The sequence below is a fragment of the Proteiniphilum saccharofermentans genome (assembly GCF_900095135.1).
Classification (GTDB): Bacteria; Bacteroidota; Bacteroidia; order Bacteroidales; family Dysgonomonadaceae; genus Proteiniphilum; species Proteiniphilum saccharofermentans.
The window spans coordinates 468,604-484,297 of the sequence record NZ_LT605205.1 but is presented as its reverse complement, the minus strand read 5'-3'; the positions used below and the strand labels follow the sequence as shown (position 1 = coordinate 484,297).

The window sequence follows — 15,694 nt, the reverse complement described above, 5'->3', positions numbered from 1 at the left end:
TATTTACACTTCAAAAGGATAAATATAGTCTATGGTCATATAGCCTTTTACACCCGAGGCGTTCATAAAGTTCCGAAGCCGGACGGCGACAACGGTATTGTCTTTCAACCTGATAATATAAACCTTGTTCGAGGGATTATAACCGGGAGGCATGGTGCTCGTATCCACAAACAGCCATTTGGAAAGCTCCCGATTGTAGTACGATTCGGCATATTTCAGTTTCCCATCCATCATCCCCGACATATCCACCACAATTTTGTTTGTTGTCCACTCATCGGAGACATAATCGCCTTTGGGAATCTCTCCTGAGGCTTTAAGCGTCGAAAGCCCTGTGAATCCCGTTTCGAGGACGAAAGCTCCGTTGGTTTTGGCGTCGTAGCGGTGGATAGCGATGTCCCAGTTTTCGGGTTCCTGCATCTCTTCACTTATTTCAAGTGAGTCCACAGTAAGTGTATGAAAATCTATGTACGTCCATTTGGTATAGCTTGTAGCGTCTATATAAACGGTACCGGAATTGTTTGTCTCATCCGTTTCGATAAATCCGAACTCGTTCTTTTCTTCGGCTAACGGTTCGTCATAGATATTACCCAAAATACCGTTACATGCCGGGAATGACAGAAAGAGTATTCCCGGCATAATTAGTCTGATGAAAAGAATAACAGGTTTCATCTCTCATTATTGTCCGTTGAAAACAGCATTAATGCTCATCGGCATGGCACCGGGTTTCAGGGTAAATGTGATATTGGCTTTACCGCCTTTTATTACGGTTCCCTCTACATTGCCGGTTACGTTTGTCGTACCGCTCATCGCATCTATGTCCCCAACTAAGGAATAAGTATCATTGCCACCTTTTGTTACTACCACATCCTTTATCACAATATCCTGAAAGCTCATGGCCCCCTCGCCAAATCCTGCCAGGGTGACCTCGGCTTTTCCGTTTTCCTGATGTTTAATGGTTACTTTACTGTTTTCTACCGGATCCATGGCAGTGCTTCCAACCGATAGTGTTAATTGTCCATTATAGACTCCCGCAATATCCTGTGCAAGATTGATTTCAGGTTCATCGTTCTTTTCGCATGATGCCATACACAATATGGCAACTAACATAATCAATTGAGTTCTTAGTTTCATGTTGTTAAAAATTTAACAGGTGATTTGAATTGTTCAGCTAAGCCAAATTATAGTCTTGACTTACGATTGCAAAAGTAAGGGGTATAGAAGAAGCATACAATCCCTAAAAATTATGAAATTCGCGAGGTTTTATCCCCACTTATAGGTATATAAAATAAAAAATAGATTTCATTTATATCCCTGCTCATTTCTTTCCTCTTATTAGTTAAAATTTTAGGTCTTGTTTGCAGATTTGATATTTTGATTACATTTGTGCAATAAATCATGGCAATGCGCTTACAATTAGTATTTTCAAGTCAATACGCTGTCTGCATTTTCAGCGGGATATCTGCTCTTTTAAAAACAGGTGTAATCTTGCTTGTCCTGTTCTTAACTTTTTCATGCGCACAAGACGATAAAAAACAACAATTTTCAGAAGAATACAAGAAAAAATGGGAAGATAAGATCTCACCGGGTTTCCCTACCGACTCTATGCGTATATTGCTGGAACAGAGTATTGCTTCTCAGGACGAAGTGGCCATTTCCATCCTCTGCAGGGAATTAGGGAAACGGATGCGGGAGATGTCCGATTTCTCGAATGCCATCGCTTATCATCAACAGGGATTGGTTGCCGCCTACAATATAAAAGACACCATCGGCATTACGGAGGCCCTGAATAATTTAGGAACTGATTTCCGGCGGATAGGTGCCTTCCCGGAAGCCTCCGGGTATCATTACCAGGCACTGCAAATGGCCGAATCCTATTCCGGAAGAAATGAATACAAAGGCAGGAAAAACCGCGTGATGGCGTTGAACGGCATTGGCATCATTTATCTTTCATTCGACAATTATGATGAAGCCGAAAAGCTGCTCCGTGAAGCGCTTGCAGAAGAAAAAGCGTTGAACAGCCCGGTAGGACAAGCTATGAATTACGCCAATATCGGTGTAATTTTCCAGGAAAAACAGATGTATGATTCAGCCTTTACCTATTATCAGTATTCCATGGAGCAAAACCAGATTGCCCAATCACAGTTGGGAATCGGGTTGTGCCATATCCATTTCGGGCATATCCACGAATTGCAGGAGCAATACGATGAAGCGGAACGTGAATACCAACAGGCTTACGAAATCATGGGAAATATTTCTGACACATGGCACTGGCTGGAGGCCTGCCTGGCGATAGCACGCATCCGGTTGGTGAAAAATGACTTTGCAGCAGCGAAAAAACAGATTGATCTGGCAAAAGAAGCAGCGAATCACATCGAATCGCCGCAACATCTTTCGGAAACATACGACCTGTTGCATCAATATAACCTAAAGCGGGGCAATTTCGCCGACGCACTAAAGAATTACAAACTCAGCGAGGCTTATCAAGACAGTGTCCGTAATGCACAGAAACTGAATCATATCATCGATACACGCGTAAACTACGAGCGTGATAAAAACAGACAATACATTACCCAACTGAACATCCGGAACGAGATGGAAACCCGGCAGAAAAAAATCATCCTCACGGCTTCTTTTATCATTGTCTTCCTCCTCATACTCTTATCGGCAACTCTTTTTTATGCTTACAGACATCGCACCAGAAGCAACAAGATACTCCGGAGACTCAGCCGGTTAAGAACCAATTTTTTCACAAATATAACCCACGAATTCCGCACGCCACTCACCGTAATCCTGGGATTAAGCAGACATTTACAGGAAGAGAAAAATTCCACTCACGCCGAGTCCAGCTATTACCTTAAAGCCATAGACCGACAGGGCACACACTTGCTTACATTAGTAAATCAATTGCTGAACATGGCAAAAATAAATGCGGGTATGGACAACCCTGAATGGCAAAGAGGAAATATATCCGTTTATGTGCAGATGATGGTTGATTCGTTCCGCCTGTACGCGCAAAACAACAATATCAGGTTATATTTTTCCAGTAGCGAACCGGTTATTGAAATGGATTTTGTGCCACACTACATCGATGATATCCTGCAAAATCTATTGTCGAATGCTTTGAAATTCAGCCTCCCGGGTGATGAGGTCTCTGTATCGGTCTCAACGGTTAAAAACAAGGAGGTCGTACTGAAAGTTACCGATACCGGCAAAGGCATTCCGAAAGAAGAGATAGAGCGGATTTTTGATCTTTTTTATCAGAGCGGTCAATCCGATAAAAAAAGAGGAAGTGGTATCGGTTTAAATTATACCCGTCAACTGGTTGAAATCATGCACGGAAAAATAACGGTAGACAGCGAGGAAAAAAAAGGTTCCGTATTTACGGTAACATTACCGTTACGACAATCGGAAGAATGGATTTTGCCGGCATGGAGCCCGGAAGACAGGCAACAACCCTCCCCAACAGAAGCGACCAAGATAACACAACGAAACAGCCGGTTTGTCAGGCCATACGAAAAGGGAAGATCACCTAAAACAGATGTGAACGCGACGATCCTGCTGATTGAAGATAGTGAAGATGTGATACTATACATAAAAGCGTTGCTTTCGCCCAAATATAACACCATAACGGCCCGGGATGGGGAGGAAGGTTTGAAATTGTCCAACGAACTGGTTCCGGATATAATTATTTCGGATATCATGATGCCAAACAAAGACGGGTTGACATTCTGCAACGACATTCGCAACTCGGAACTGCTAAATCATATCCCAATAATTCTGCTAACGGCAAAAAGTGGGATGGACGACCAACTGAAAGGGTTGAAGCATGGTGCAGATGCATATATACGAAAACCGTTCCATCCCGATGAATTACTGGTACAAATTGAAACGTTGCTCGAAAACCGGCGCCTGCTCAAGAAAAAATACATGCGCACAATCTTCAAAGAAGATACTCCCCCGGTAAAGGATGTCAATATGGAATTTCTTCAGAAGACAACAGATATTATTTACCGTGAAATGCATAATCCCGACTTTTCGTCCATAGCACTTGCAGAAAAACTGTGTATAAGCCCGTCGCAACTTAACCGGAAGCTGAATGCCATATCCGGCTACACATCATCTATATATATTACTAATTTACGTGTCGACTACGCCAAGAAGAAATTAATGTCAGAGGATAAATCTATTGCGGACATAGCGGCAGAATGTGGGTTCTACGATGCCGCTTATTTCTCACGCATCTTTAAAAAACACACCAATGTAACTCCTTCTCAATACCGGCGTTTACCCGGAGGACGCTCAACACCCGTATGACCGCAGACAACGCCCGGGGAAATTGCACTTTTTATACTCTTAATATCAATAATTTAAATCTATTTCCTGCACAAATAATACAAATACCATTTTTTGTTAATGCGTGATTTGTACAAATTTTCGAATGAAAAATCCTAGCATTTCAACCCCCATACCTATTATGTTTGCGAATGCCCTTTCTTTGGTGAATAACATTTTATTAAAAATCAAGCGAAGTGAAAAAAGTAATTCTATTTTTGAGTGCGGCAGGTTTGGGTGCATTACTTACTACCGGAATGATTTTAGGAGAAAGAAAAAGTTTGCAAAACGAACAGGATATGCAAGGAATCCAAAATGTCAAAGGTGACGACGGAAATACTATTTTCAGCGGTATGTTCGCTCCACCTGCCAGCCTCGGTAATATCGGAGATTTCTACCTCCACACGTCTGAATCCAACCTCTATGGCCCTAAAACAACAGACGGATGGGGAATACCTGTCAGCCTTAATGGTACCGAAGTAACAGAAGTCGCCGGAACTCCAGTTCCAGGCAATGCGGCAGAAGCAATAGCCAATATGAATATGGATGTTATAGGCGATTACTCCTTCTTTACGACCCGGTGAAAGTAAGATCTTTGAAATTGATTTTGATTTTTTCCTTTCAATAGAAGAAGAAAAAGACGATTTTGCCCTGTAATCATTTTTTACTAACTTTGAATCTATAAACTTTGAAACGTATGGGCACAATGGTAGCGCCGTCGCTGTTGGCGGCTAATTTTCTGAACCTTGAAAGAGACATCGAAATGCTGAATCGCAGCGAGGCCGATTGGATCCACCTGGATATCATGGATGGAGTTTTCGTGCCCAACATATCCTTCGGATTTCCGGTGATCGACCTCTTGAAAAAAGCAACCCAAAAACCGCTGGATGTACATCTGATGATCGTACAACCTGAAAAGTTTATCAATGAAATCGCTGCTACGGGTGCGACCTACATGAATGTGCATTACGAGGCTTGTATACACCTGCACCGGGTGGTACAGGAGATAAGGAAAAAAGGGATGAAGCCGGTTGTCACCCTGAATCCGCATACCCCCGTGTCGGTACTCGAAGATATCCTTCCCGACCTGGACATGGTACTTTTGATGTCAGTGAACCCGGGGTTTGGCGGGCAACAATTTATTGAGCATTCCGTCAGGAAAACAGCTATGCTCAAAGAGATGATCCTGCGACAGCAAACTTCTACCCTGATTGAAGTGGATGGCGGGATAAATCTGGAAACAGGCAAAAGATTGGTAGATGCAGGTGCCGATGTGCTGGTTGCCGGTAGTTTTGTATTCTCTTCAGAGCATCCTGAGGAAACCATCCACCAATTAAAAATGCTGTAAAATCGCCTTTTACCAGGAAAAAGAAGGTATCCGGCTTTTCTTTTACAGAGCATTTACCATGGCATAATGCAGGCAGACATGTTTCTGTCCTATTGCTTAACGAAACAGTCTAATCTTTATGAATGCATTGATCGGAAAAACACCTTTTTTCCGCCTCTTGCTTCCCTTGATTTTCGGTATCATTGCAGGAGCGATTTTTCCCGGAATTCTATCCGTATCGTTACCGACAGCCCTGGCCGGGTTGTCACTTATGTTGTTATCATTTTTTATCCGTCCCGACGATCAATTCAGGTTCAGATGGCTGTTCGGAGCGGGTGTCTGCCTCTTCCTTTTTTCCCTGTCTCTATACCAGTTCCGGCAACATATTGAGTCCGCAGAACTCTCTCCTCCGGGTTACGGCCAATATGACCTCGGCGTTGTGCTCGACATCCCGGAGGTGAAACCACGGAGTATTGCGGTTAATGTAAAAACAGCCTCTCCCGGAGAAAAGAAGGTGATTCTTTATTTAGAGCAGACCGACGAAGCCAGGGGATTAAATCCCGGCGATGAAATTGTCTTTCTGTCCAAAGTAGAACCATTCAGGAATTTTGGTAATCCGGATGATTTTGATTATGCCGGATATATGAAGAACAAAGGATTCGCAGGGTCAGGCTATATTCCTGCGGTTGACTGGCAGAAAACCGGTAGAGAGACGAAGAGCATCCCTATTATGGCTCAACGGTTCAGGGCCAAGGCACTCGACTTTTATCGTTCATTCGATCTGGAAAGCGACGCATATGCGTTTATCTGCGCACTTACCCTCGGCTACAAGGTACACCTCTCCAACGATCTGCAAGAGGCATTCAGGGCATCGGGGACAGCACATGTCCTGGCATTAAGCGGGCTACACGTGGGGATCATTTATGCAGTTATCAGTCTATTGTTCTCGTTCTTTGGAAAAAACGGCAATGGATTCCTTATCCGTCAATGGCTGGTTATTTCTACTCTGTGGGCATTTGTGTTCATAGTGGGAATGTCGGCATCAATAGTCCGTGCAGCCATCATGCTTACCCTGTTTAGCTTGGGAAACCTGTATCATCGCAGCGGATTTACCTATAATTCACTGGCCGCTGCAGCGTTTCTTATTCTCATTTTCCAGCCATCTTATCTATTCGACGTGGGATTTCAGATGAGTTTCGCTGCCGTGTTTGCTATCCTCTTTTTTAATCCGATACTAAACCGGCTCTACCGCCCCCCGAATAAAGTTGTGAAATATATATGGAATCTGTTCTGTATCACCACAGCAGCACAGTTAGGCGTTTTTCCACTGGTACTTTACCATTTCGGTACATTCCCCACCTGGTTTTTCATCACCAATATGCTGGTCGTCCCTCTGGTCGGCATCATCATTTATGCAGCTTTTCCTCTTATTATTTTCGGACTACTCCGTTCCCTGCAATGGGATATCATCACGGTGTTGTATACTTTCTTTCAATGGGTAGAAAAAAACCTGATAGAACTATTATTGAGGATCGTTTACATCTCCGAATCGATCCCTTTTGCCCAAATCTCCGACAAGAAAATATCTTTTCTTCAACTTATACTACTCCTCTTATTTATCTACTCTGTTACCCGGATGTTTGTTTCACGACATCCCCGGCCACTTATCATTTCACTGTCGGCCTTACTCTTTTTCCAATTCACAATCACATATAAAAATCTCACCTGCCCGGCACCACAACTTACCGTATTTAATAGTCCGGGCCGGAGTGAAATAGCTGTATTCCATAACAACAAACGACACTATCTCGATATTACAGAGAACAGCTTTGTCCCCCACCCTGAAAAACGCATCCTGCTGGTATCGGAAACCAATTTCACCACTCATTACACAGGAGAACCATTCCCGCTAGATATTCTGATATTGTCTCGACAAACATCCTTACATATTGAAAAATTACTTGGAATGTTCAGACCCGCCATGATCGTCCTCGACAGTTCGATACCCCGATATACGGCCTTCAGGATAACACAAGTGTGCGCCGCATTCAATATTGATATACACGATGTAACGGAAAAAGGCGCCTTTTCGCTAAATTTTTAGTAATTTTGTCGCCCTATCAAATGACAGAGACAAAATGAATTCTACAGTATCGATCTCAAATGTGATTCAGCCCCAAAAAGTAGAGCAGGTTATGGATGCCATCGCCAAGGCAGAAAAGATCGTCATCACCACCCACCGTTCACCCGACGGTGACGCATTAGGATCTTCGCTTGCGCTTTACCATTTCCTGAAAAGAAGAAACAAAACCGTAAAGATCATCGTACCCAACTCGTTTCCCTATTTCCTTAAATGGATGCCGGGAGTACGGGAAGTTGAAATATATGAATATAATCCCTCCGCAGCGCAGCACATACTCAAGCATGCCGATCTGATCTTTTCCCTGGACTATAACATCTCCAAACGGGTAGGTGACATGGGGCCTTTTCTCGACAAATCACCGGCCAGGAAAATCCTGATCGACCACCATCTTCTTCCGGGAGAGAATTTCGATATAACAGTGTCACATCCCGAAATATCATCCACAAGTGAACTTCTGTTCAGGTTATTCTATCAGGCGGGAAGATATGAAGAGTTGACGCAAGCAGAAGCTGAATGCATCTATTGTGGCATGATGACCGACACAGGCAGCTTCACCTACAATTCAAACGATCCTGAGGTTTTCGAGATCATCAGCCTTTTATTACGGAAAAACATCAATAAAGATGCTATCTATTCACAGGTATTCGATAATTATTCTGAAGAGCGATTCCGCTTGCTTGGATTTACCTTATCGCAACGAATGGAAGTGTATCCTGAACTACATTCGGCCCTTCTTTACCTCTCCAAGGAAGATCAGGCTCAATTTCGTTTCAGCAAGGGTGATACCGAGGGATTCGTTAATTATCCGCTCAGTATCAAAGGTATATTTTTTTCTACCTTTATCCGCGAAGATGAAGATCTGGTGAAACTCTCGTTTCGTTCCCAGAAATCATTCCCTTGCAATGAGTTCGCAGCCGACTTCTTCAATGGAGGGGGACACCTGAACGCCTCAGGAGGTGAATTTTACGGCTCTTTTGAAGAGGCCATCCATGTTTTCAAGGAGGGTTTGAAGTCATATGAGGAGAAATTAAAAAATGTGGCAAACAACCTTTAACCCATTTTTAAGAATAGATAATGTTTATTTCAGCACAACCTCTGTTTTTTTGAAGCAGATTGTGTACTTTTGTGTCTTGATTCTTTACTCTTTATCCTAAATATATGAAACTATTCAATTCCATAGTTCTCATCCTTGTCAGTTTATTTATTCTGACTACCTCCTGCAATAACAGGAAAACATATGCTGACCGTCTAAAAGATGAAAGGAAAGCAATCGACCTCTTTATTGCGAAGAATAATATTGAAGTTCTCAGGGAGTTTCCGGCAAATGGTGAGTTCGATGACAATGATTTCTATAGAGACCCCAATTCAGGTGTCTATTTCAATATTATTGATTACGGTGATTCCGCTATCAAACCTCAATGGAGGGAAAAAATATATATCCGTTTTAAAGGGTTACATTATTTTGCGACCGGAGACACAATCCTATACTCCAATTATCAGAGTACTTTTCCGGAAGAACTGGAATATTTTGGGCCGGTCAATTCAACCACGTTAAGTGCCTATTCAAATTCAACCGCAGGATGGGCAGTTCCGTTATCTTATGTAGGACATAGAGGAAAAGTGAAACTTATCGTTCCTTTCGAAATGGGATCATCATACGACAAAGATCAGTTTACACCCACTTATTATGAACAGGTGGAATACAGATTTGAAAATCAATGGTAACCCTAATGCAACCTTTCGGTTGATATCTTTGATCAACATCAAAACATATAATTGATAAAGATTACCTTTTATGACATTAATCAAATCCATATCCGGGATAAGAGGAACAATCGGTGGTATCATTGCAGAAAACCTGACTCCGCTCGATATCGTAAAATTTACAGCTGCTTATGCCGCATTTATCAAAAAACAGTCACAAAAGCAAAAACCCTGTATTGTTGTAGGGAGAGATGCCCGTATTTCAGGAGAGATGGTGCATCGTATCATCACCGGCACATTGATAGGAATGGGATGTGATGTTACCGATATCGGGATGGCCACAACCCCTACCACCGAGATCGCCGTTGAAAAAGAAAATGCTTCCGGAGGTATCATTATTACGGCCAGCCACAATCCAAAACAGTGGAATGCCCTGAAATTATTAAACAGCAGGGGAGAATTTCTAAATGCAGCGGAAGGAGAAGAAATTCTCAGTATTGCCGAATCGGATGACTTTGTATTTTCACCTGTGGATGAATTGGGGAAAGTCACCCAAAAACAATATCTTCACGATCACATTCAACAAGTGCTGTCTCTCGAGTTAGTGGACAAAAAGGCTATAGAGGCTGCCAACTTCCGGGTGGCAATAGACTGTGTAAACTCTGTCGGAGGGATCGCCATTCCTGAATTATTATATGCATTGGGAGTGAAGGAGATATTTAAACTGCATTGTGCACCGCACGGTAATTTCTCACATAATCCCGAACCTCTTCCACAACATCTGGCCGAACTGGCTTCGCTTACCCGAAGTTCTAAAGCAACCGTAGGATTTGCCGTGGATCCGGACGTAGACCGATTGGCCATCTATTGCGAAGATGGTGAACCGTTTGGAGAAGAGTATACGCTCGTGGCCGTATCGGATTATATTTTACAACATACGCCCGGCAATACGGTATCCAACCTCAGCTCCAGCCGTGCACTAAAGGATATTACACATGCCAGGGGTGGAGAATATAATGCTGCAGCTGTAGGAGAGGTGAATGTGGTGGCTAAAATGAAAGAGACAAATGCAGTTATCGGGGGTGAAGGTAATGGTGGCATTATTTATCCTGCTTTACATTATGGCCGCGATGCGCTTGCAGGCATTGCCCTGTTCCTCACCTATCTCGCCAAATCAGGTAAAACACCTTCTGAACTGAGAAAATCATATCCACCCTATTTTATGGCAAAACAAAAGGTAGAGCTTACCCCGGACATAGATACGGAAATAATTCTGGATAAGGTAAAAGAGAAATTCAGTGATCAACAGATAACCGATATCGACGGAGTGAAAATCGACTTTCCCGACAAATGGGTACATCTGAGAAGATCAAACACAGAACCTATCATCCGTGTTTATTCGGAAGCACATTCCATGCAAGAGGCAGAAGAGATCGGCAAACAGATTATAAAACTCATCCAAGAGTTCTCATAATAAATAAAAATATCACTATTTTTTCCACTCAATTGCCACCTCATTCCGGATGATGTGGCAATTGAATTAAATGAACTAAACAAGTCCGGTATTAATGAAAGAAACATTGATCAGTCGCGAAGAGTTGCGCAGTCTGCACCCTGCATTCAGGGGCAAATACGGAGACAAATTGATAGACTTGGGCTTAAGAATATCTGCATTGAATGTTGCAAATGAAATTTACAACCGATCTAAGCATCTTACCGGCCCTGCTTTTTGTAAAGATCTGCTGGATAAACTCGAAATCACCCGTACGGTAAGAAACACGGAGGTACTCGATGAATTCCGGGATCGTCCCTTCATCACAGTATCCAATCATCCTTACGGACATGTCGACGGAATTGCTGCGATCGAGACCGTGGGCAGCCGGGTACATAATTATAAAATGATGGTGAATGTTATTCTCGGATTGATCGATACGATGGCAGAGAATTTCATTACGGTAAACCCTATGAAATATGCTGAGAAAAACAGTATCACCTATGCCGGCATCAAAGAGAGTATCGCCCATGTAAAGGCAGGATTTCCATTGGGTTTTTTCGCCGCAGGAGCTGTGTCGAATCTTATTTTTAAGAAAGGAAAACTGGTGATTGAAGACCGGGAGTGGCAACCGGCAGTTGTCAAGATTATCCAGAAAACGAAAGTACCGGTCATCCCGATGCATATCTCCGGACATAATAGCCTTTCGTTTTATCTTTCAAAAATATTTGGTTATAAAGTGCGTACCCTTAGGCTGTGCCATGAATTATATAACAAAAAGGGAAAAGAAATGGTAATCACGCTGGGGAATCCCATTATGCCGGATATGATAGCATCGTTTAAGGATGATACATCAGGATTGGGTGAATACCTGAAGAAAGAAACCTATGCTTTAGGAAAGAAATAAATAGGAAAAAGTTCAATTTCATCAGACTATTTCTCGCAACGGCAGAAATCAAATAAATTTTCTTCTGCTCGTTTTGCTTAACGAAATAGTTCCTATCTTTGAATATTCAAAAAACAGCACGCTTATGGCAAAACACTCTTTACAACAGGTGAAGCAACGTTTCGGGATTATTGGCAATGATCCTAAGCTGGATCGTGCTATCGACGTTGCTTTACAGGTGGCTCCCACCGACCTCTCGGTGCTTATCACCGGGGAAAGTGGTACCGGAAAAGAGAATTTCCCGCAAATTGTGCATCAATACAGCAACCGGAAGCATGGCCCCTATTTTGCCATCAACTGCGGTTCAATACCTGAAGGCACCATCGATTCGGAACTATTTGGACATGAAAAGGGCTCGTTTACCGGTGCTACAGGTACCCGAAAAGGTTATTTTGAAGTGGCCGACGAAGGTACACTCTTCCTCGACGAAGTGGGAGAACTCCCGCTCCCAACGCAAGCACGACTACTTCGAGTGCTGGAGAGCGGTGAGTTCATCAAAGTGGGATCCTCAAAAGTAGAAAAGACCAACGTACGTGTGGTGGCTGCTACCAACTTGGATATGATCAAAGCAGTGGAAAGAGGAAAATTCAGGGAAGATCTCTATTATCGCCTCAATTCGGTACCTATCCGTATTCCACCGTTGCGTGACCGGGTTGAAGATATACCTCTTTTGTTCAGGAAATTTGCAGGCGATTGTGCAGAAAAATATATGATGCCTCCTATCACATTGACCGATGATGCAAAAGAGAAACTGAAAAGTTACCGCTGGCCCGGTAATGTGCGTCAACTGAAGAATATCACGGAGCAGATCTCTGTCATTGAGCAGGAACGTCTCATCACAGCCGATATACTTCAGAAGTATCTGCCCAACAACGAAGTAGGAATGCTACCCGTTTCGGTTCATCAAATACATGAGTCGGAACAGAAATCATTCGCCAACGAACGGGAGATCCTTTATCAGGTATTATTTGACATGAAGAAGGATATCACTGACCTGAAACGTGTAGTAAAAAGCATTATGGAGGATTCAGCACAACATACGTCATACAATCCTACGTCATCAGAAATGCATTCTTCTTCTATCATTACAAACGACAATACACGGGTTTCCGTTCCTGTGAAATATGAGGCTGTACCAAAGAAAATTAACCTGGATGAACCTGAAAGGAACAATATCCAGGAAGCCACAGAATATGAGGAAAGTACCCTATCAATCAGTGATGTCGAGAAAGAGATGATCATGAAAGCGCTGGAAAGGCATAATGGAAAAAGGAAACTTGCAGCCAGCGATCTGGGCATTTCGGAACGTACACTTTACCGTAAAATTAAGGAGTACTCACTTTTAGGTTAAGATTATGAAGAAAATTACTTTCATCCTTCTACTGTTACTGGTTTCTGTCAGTTCATGCCGGATATCCTACTCCTTCAGGGGTACCTCCATCAACTATGATCTCACAAAAACACTTCAAATAGCTCATTTCGTCAATCAGGCACCATTGGTTTATCCTCCCCTTGAGCAACAATTCAATGAGAAGATGAAAGATATGTTTACCCGCAACACACGCCTACAGTTGGTAAATCAAAATGGAGATATGGAGATAGAAGGAGAGATCGTAGGATACGAACTGACACCTCTGGCAGTACAAGAGGATGCATTTGCTTCTGAGACACGACTGACTATGACGGTGAGGATGCGATTCCGAAATAATAAAACAGATGATCCCGAGATTGAAGAAAGAATTTCTGCCAATCGAACCTTCTCAAGTAATCAAGTATTTGACACTGTACAGGACCAACTTATTAATGAGCTCATCGACGAAATTGTAGATCAGATATTCAACGCCACCATGTCAAACTGGTAATTATATGCAAAAGGAAGATCTATACAACTGGATGGAAAATCCGGAAAGGCTGGACACTTCCACGTTGGAAGAATTAAAAACGGTTGTGGGGAAGTATCCTTATTTTCATACTGCCAGGCTACTATACACAAAGAATTTAAACCTGATTGACAACCAAGGCTATGAAGAAGAATTAGGCAAAACAGCCGTTCTCTGTAACGACAGAAGAAAACTATTCTATCTTATCTACCGGGAAGAATACGGGAAATTATTGAATAAGGATAAGAGTATCCACCTGAACAGGGCCGACAGGACAGAACAGTTGCTAGAATCATTCCTCTCTTCGCTCGGGGAAAGAGAGATAATTGAACCTGCTATAGAAAACGCAGAATTGAATCTGGCTACGACAGACTATTTTTCATATCTGAAATCTCTTAGCGGGGAAAGGGTCAATCCTGATCAAACTGACGAACAGCAAAAATTACAACATCAGGATATTATCGATGCGTTTATCAAAAAAGCGGAATCAGATATACTATTCGTTCCACAGGATACACCCCCAACCGAAACGAAACAGGAAAGAGAGGAAAAAGAAGAGGGTGGGAGCGAATTCCTGACAGAAACACTTGCCAGGATATACATCAAACAAAAGAAATATGAACAGGCTCTCACAATAATTAAAAGGTTAAGTTTGAATTTTCCAAAAAAAAGTGTTTACTTTGCGCACCAAATTCGTTTTCTCGAATTGTTGATTAGTATTGAACGTTCTCGTCAAGCCAAATGAGTAACGTCAAATTTATTTGAACAAAATAAAGATAAATAAGATATGTATATTTTCATCACAATCCTTATTGTATTGGCAGCGATCTTGATGATCTTCGCCGTATTGGTACAAAAATCCAAAGGGGGAGGACTGGCAAGCGGTTTCGCATCTTCAAACCAAATTATGGGTGTTCGGAAGACTACTGATTTTCTGGAGAAGTTCACATGGACATTGGCAGGAACGATCATCGTTTTGAGTATCCTGACGGCCAAATACACGACCTCACACTCACATACCCCACAGTCTCAGATTGAGGTGGAACAACCGGCTCCGCTGAATCCTTCTACGGCTCCGAATGTAACTCCTGAAATACCTGTTCCGTCGCAAATGCCCGCTCAACCCCAACCGGAAGAAGGCACACAGGGAGAGTAAGGCATGATTTGCCTGACATACGACCTTAGAACGATGATCGTATGAAACGATTGTTTTTTCTTTTTTTCCTGTTCTCAGCCCTGTCAGCCGGGGCCCAGATCATCACATACGACACCATCAGGGTGTCTTCCAATGATGAAAGGAATATTCATCGTAATAATCGTTCAAACGCTAATATAAAGGCAACCAGCGAACCCTTGCGTAGGGAGAATGTACATGCAACCCGGAACCAGCCTGCCACTTTCGACAAAAGCAAACTCCGTTTTGGAGCTAACCTGGGCCTATCGATAAGCAGTAACTACACAAATCTGGGTTTTGGGCCGCAGATAGGCTACCAATTCAATGATTATTTCATGGCTGGTACAGGGGTCAAATACTACTATACCAGAGCTCGTACTAACGAATATGAAATAAGGAATAATTTACTGGGCGCAAACCTGTTTGGTTATTTCTATCCGGTAAACTTCATCACCCTGTTCGCACAACCCGAACTAAATTATATCTGGGCTAAATTTACCTCCAAGACAACAAAGGATTCCATAATGGACAGGGGACTTGTACCTTCACTGGTAGTAGGAGCCGGTTTCCGTCTGGGAAGATCGCATGTCACTCTGAACTACGACCTAGTGCAACACACAAATTCTCCTCATCCGGAAGGGATCTATTTAGGGGTTTCCGCTTTTTTCTAAAGCCTGGGTTTTCCTTTAGGCAGAT

Annotated in this window: 15 protein-coding genes; 13 read left to right on the top strand and 2 right to left on the bottom strand. The window is 42.7% G+C overall.

Going from position 1 to position 15,694, the window contains the following annotated elements; genetic code table 11:
• Window positions 1–3: 3 nt before the first annotated feature.
• The gene (locus PSM36_RS01825) at window positions 4–669 is read right to left on the bottom strand and encodes an HmuY family protein (protein WP_076928535.1); all 666 of its coding nucleotides are present in this window, start codon (window positions 667–669) and stop codon (window positions 4–6) included.
• A gap of 6 nt (window positions 670–675) precedes the next feature.
• On the bottom strand, window positions 676–1,131 hold the full coding sequence (locus PSM36_RS01820; protein WP_076928534.1) for a calycin-like domain-containing protein: 456 nt from the start codon (window positions 1,129–1,131) through the stop codon (window positions 676–678).
• Between the two features lie 270 nt (window positions 1,132–1,401).
• On the opposite strand from PSM36_RS01820, the gene PSM36_RS01815 reads away from it, so the two are divergent.
• The 13 genes from PSM36_RS01815 (at window position 1,402) to PSM36_RS01755 (ending at window position 15,669) form a co-directional block, all read left to right on the top strand.
• Window positions 1,402–4,314: an ATP-binding protein gene (locus PSM36_RS01815; protein WP_161947539.1), complete on the top strand. Its 2,913-nt coding sequence runs from the start codon at window positions 1,402–1,404 to the stop codon at window positions 4,312–4,314.
• A gap of 215 nt (window positions 4,315–4,529) precedes the next feature.
• Window positions 4,530–4,916, top strand: a complete 387-nt coding sequence (locus tag PSM36_RS01810) for a hypothetical protein (protein ID WP_154670944.1) — start codon at window positions 4,530–4,532, stop codon at window positions 4,914–4,916.
• A gap of 113 nt (window positions 4,917–5,029) precedes the next feature.
• Window positions 5,030–5,680: a ribulose-phosphate 3-epimerase gene (gene rpe, locus PSM36_RS01805; protein WP_076928532.1), complete on the top strand. Its 651-nt coding sequence runs from the start codon at window positions 5,030–5,032 to the stop codon at window positions 5,678–5,680.
• 118 nt (window positions 5,681–5,798) lie between these two features.
• Window positions 5,799–7,763, top strand: coding sequence for a ComEC/Rec2 family competence protein (locus PSM36_RS01800; protein WP_076928531.1), 1,965 nt, complete (start codon window positions 5,799–5,801; stop codon window positions 7,761–7,763).
• A 34-nt stretch (window positions 7,764–7,797) separates the two neighbouring features.
• Window positions 7,798–8,856: a DHH family phosphoesterase gene (locus PSM36_RS01795; protein ID WP_394333044.1), complete on the top strand. Its 1,059-nt coding sequence runs from the start codon at window positions 7,798–7,800 to the stop codon at window positions 8,854–8,856.
• A 104-nt stretch (window positions 8,857–8,960) separates the two neighbouring features.
• On the top strand, window positions 8,961–9,527 hold the full coding sequence (locus tag PSM36_RS01790) for a DUF4827 domain-containing protein (RefSeq protein ID WP_076928529.1): 567 nt from the start codon (window positions 8,961–8,963) through the stop codon (window positions 9,525–9,527).
• A 70-nt stretch (window positions 9,528–9,597) separates the two neighbouring features.
• Window positions 9,598–10,980 carry a phosphoglucosamine mutase gene (gene glmM / locus PSM36_RS01785; protein WP_076928528.1) on the top strand — a complete coding sequence of 461 codons (1,383 nt, stop codon included), beginning with the start codon at window positions 9,598–9,600 and terminating at the stop codon, window positions 10,978–10,980.
• Between the two features lie 94 nt (window positions 10,981–11,074).
• Window positions 11,075–11,905, top strand: a complete 831-nt coding sequence (locus PSM36_RS01780; RefSeq protein WP_076928527.1) for a lysophospholipid acyltransferase family protein — start codon at window positions 11,075–11,077, stop codon at window positions 11,903–11,905.
• Between the two features lie 124 nt (window positions 11,906–12,029).
• The gene (locus tag PSM36_RS01775; protein ID WP_076928526.1) at window positions 12,030–13,295 is read left to right on the top strand and encodes a sigma-54 interaction domain-containing protein; all 1,266 of its coding nucleotides are present in this window, start codon (window positions 12,030–12,032) and stop codon (window positions 13,293–13,295) included.
• 4 nt (window positions 13,296–13,299) lie between these two features.
• Window positions 13,300–13,806, top strand: coding sequence for an LPS assembly lipoprotein LptE (lptE, locus tag PSM36_RS01770; protein ID WP_076928525.1), 507 nt, complete (start codon window positions 13,300–13,302; stop codon window positions 13,804–13,806).
• A gap of 4 nt (window positions 13,807–13,810) precedes the next feature.
• Window positions 13,811–14,569: a hypothetical protein gene (locus PSM36_RS01765; RefSeq protein ID WP_076928524.1), complete on the top strand. Its 759-nt coding sequence runs from the start codon at window positions 13,811–13,813 to the stop codon at window positions 14,567–14,569.
• Window positions 14,570–14,611: 42 nt separating this feature from the next.
• Window positions 14,612–14,980, top strand: coding sequence for a preprotein translocase subunit SecG (gene secG, locus PSM36_RS01760; RefSeq protein WP_076928523.1), 369 nt, complete (start codon window positions 14,612–14,614; stop codon window positions 14,978–14,980).
• A gap of 41 nt (window positions 14,981–15,021) precedes the next feature.
• Window positions 15,022–15,669 (top strand): porin family protein, encoded by a 648-nt coding sequence (locus PSM36_RS01755; protein ID WP_083710882.1) that lies wholly within the window; start codon window positions 15,022–15,024, stop codon window positions 15,667–15,669.
• The last annotated feature ends 25 nt before the right edge of the window (window positions 15,670–15,694 follow it).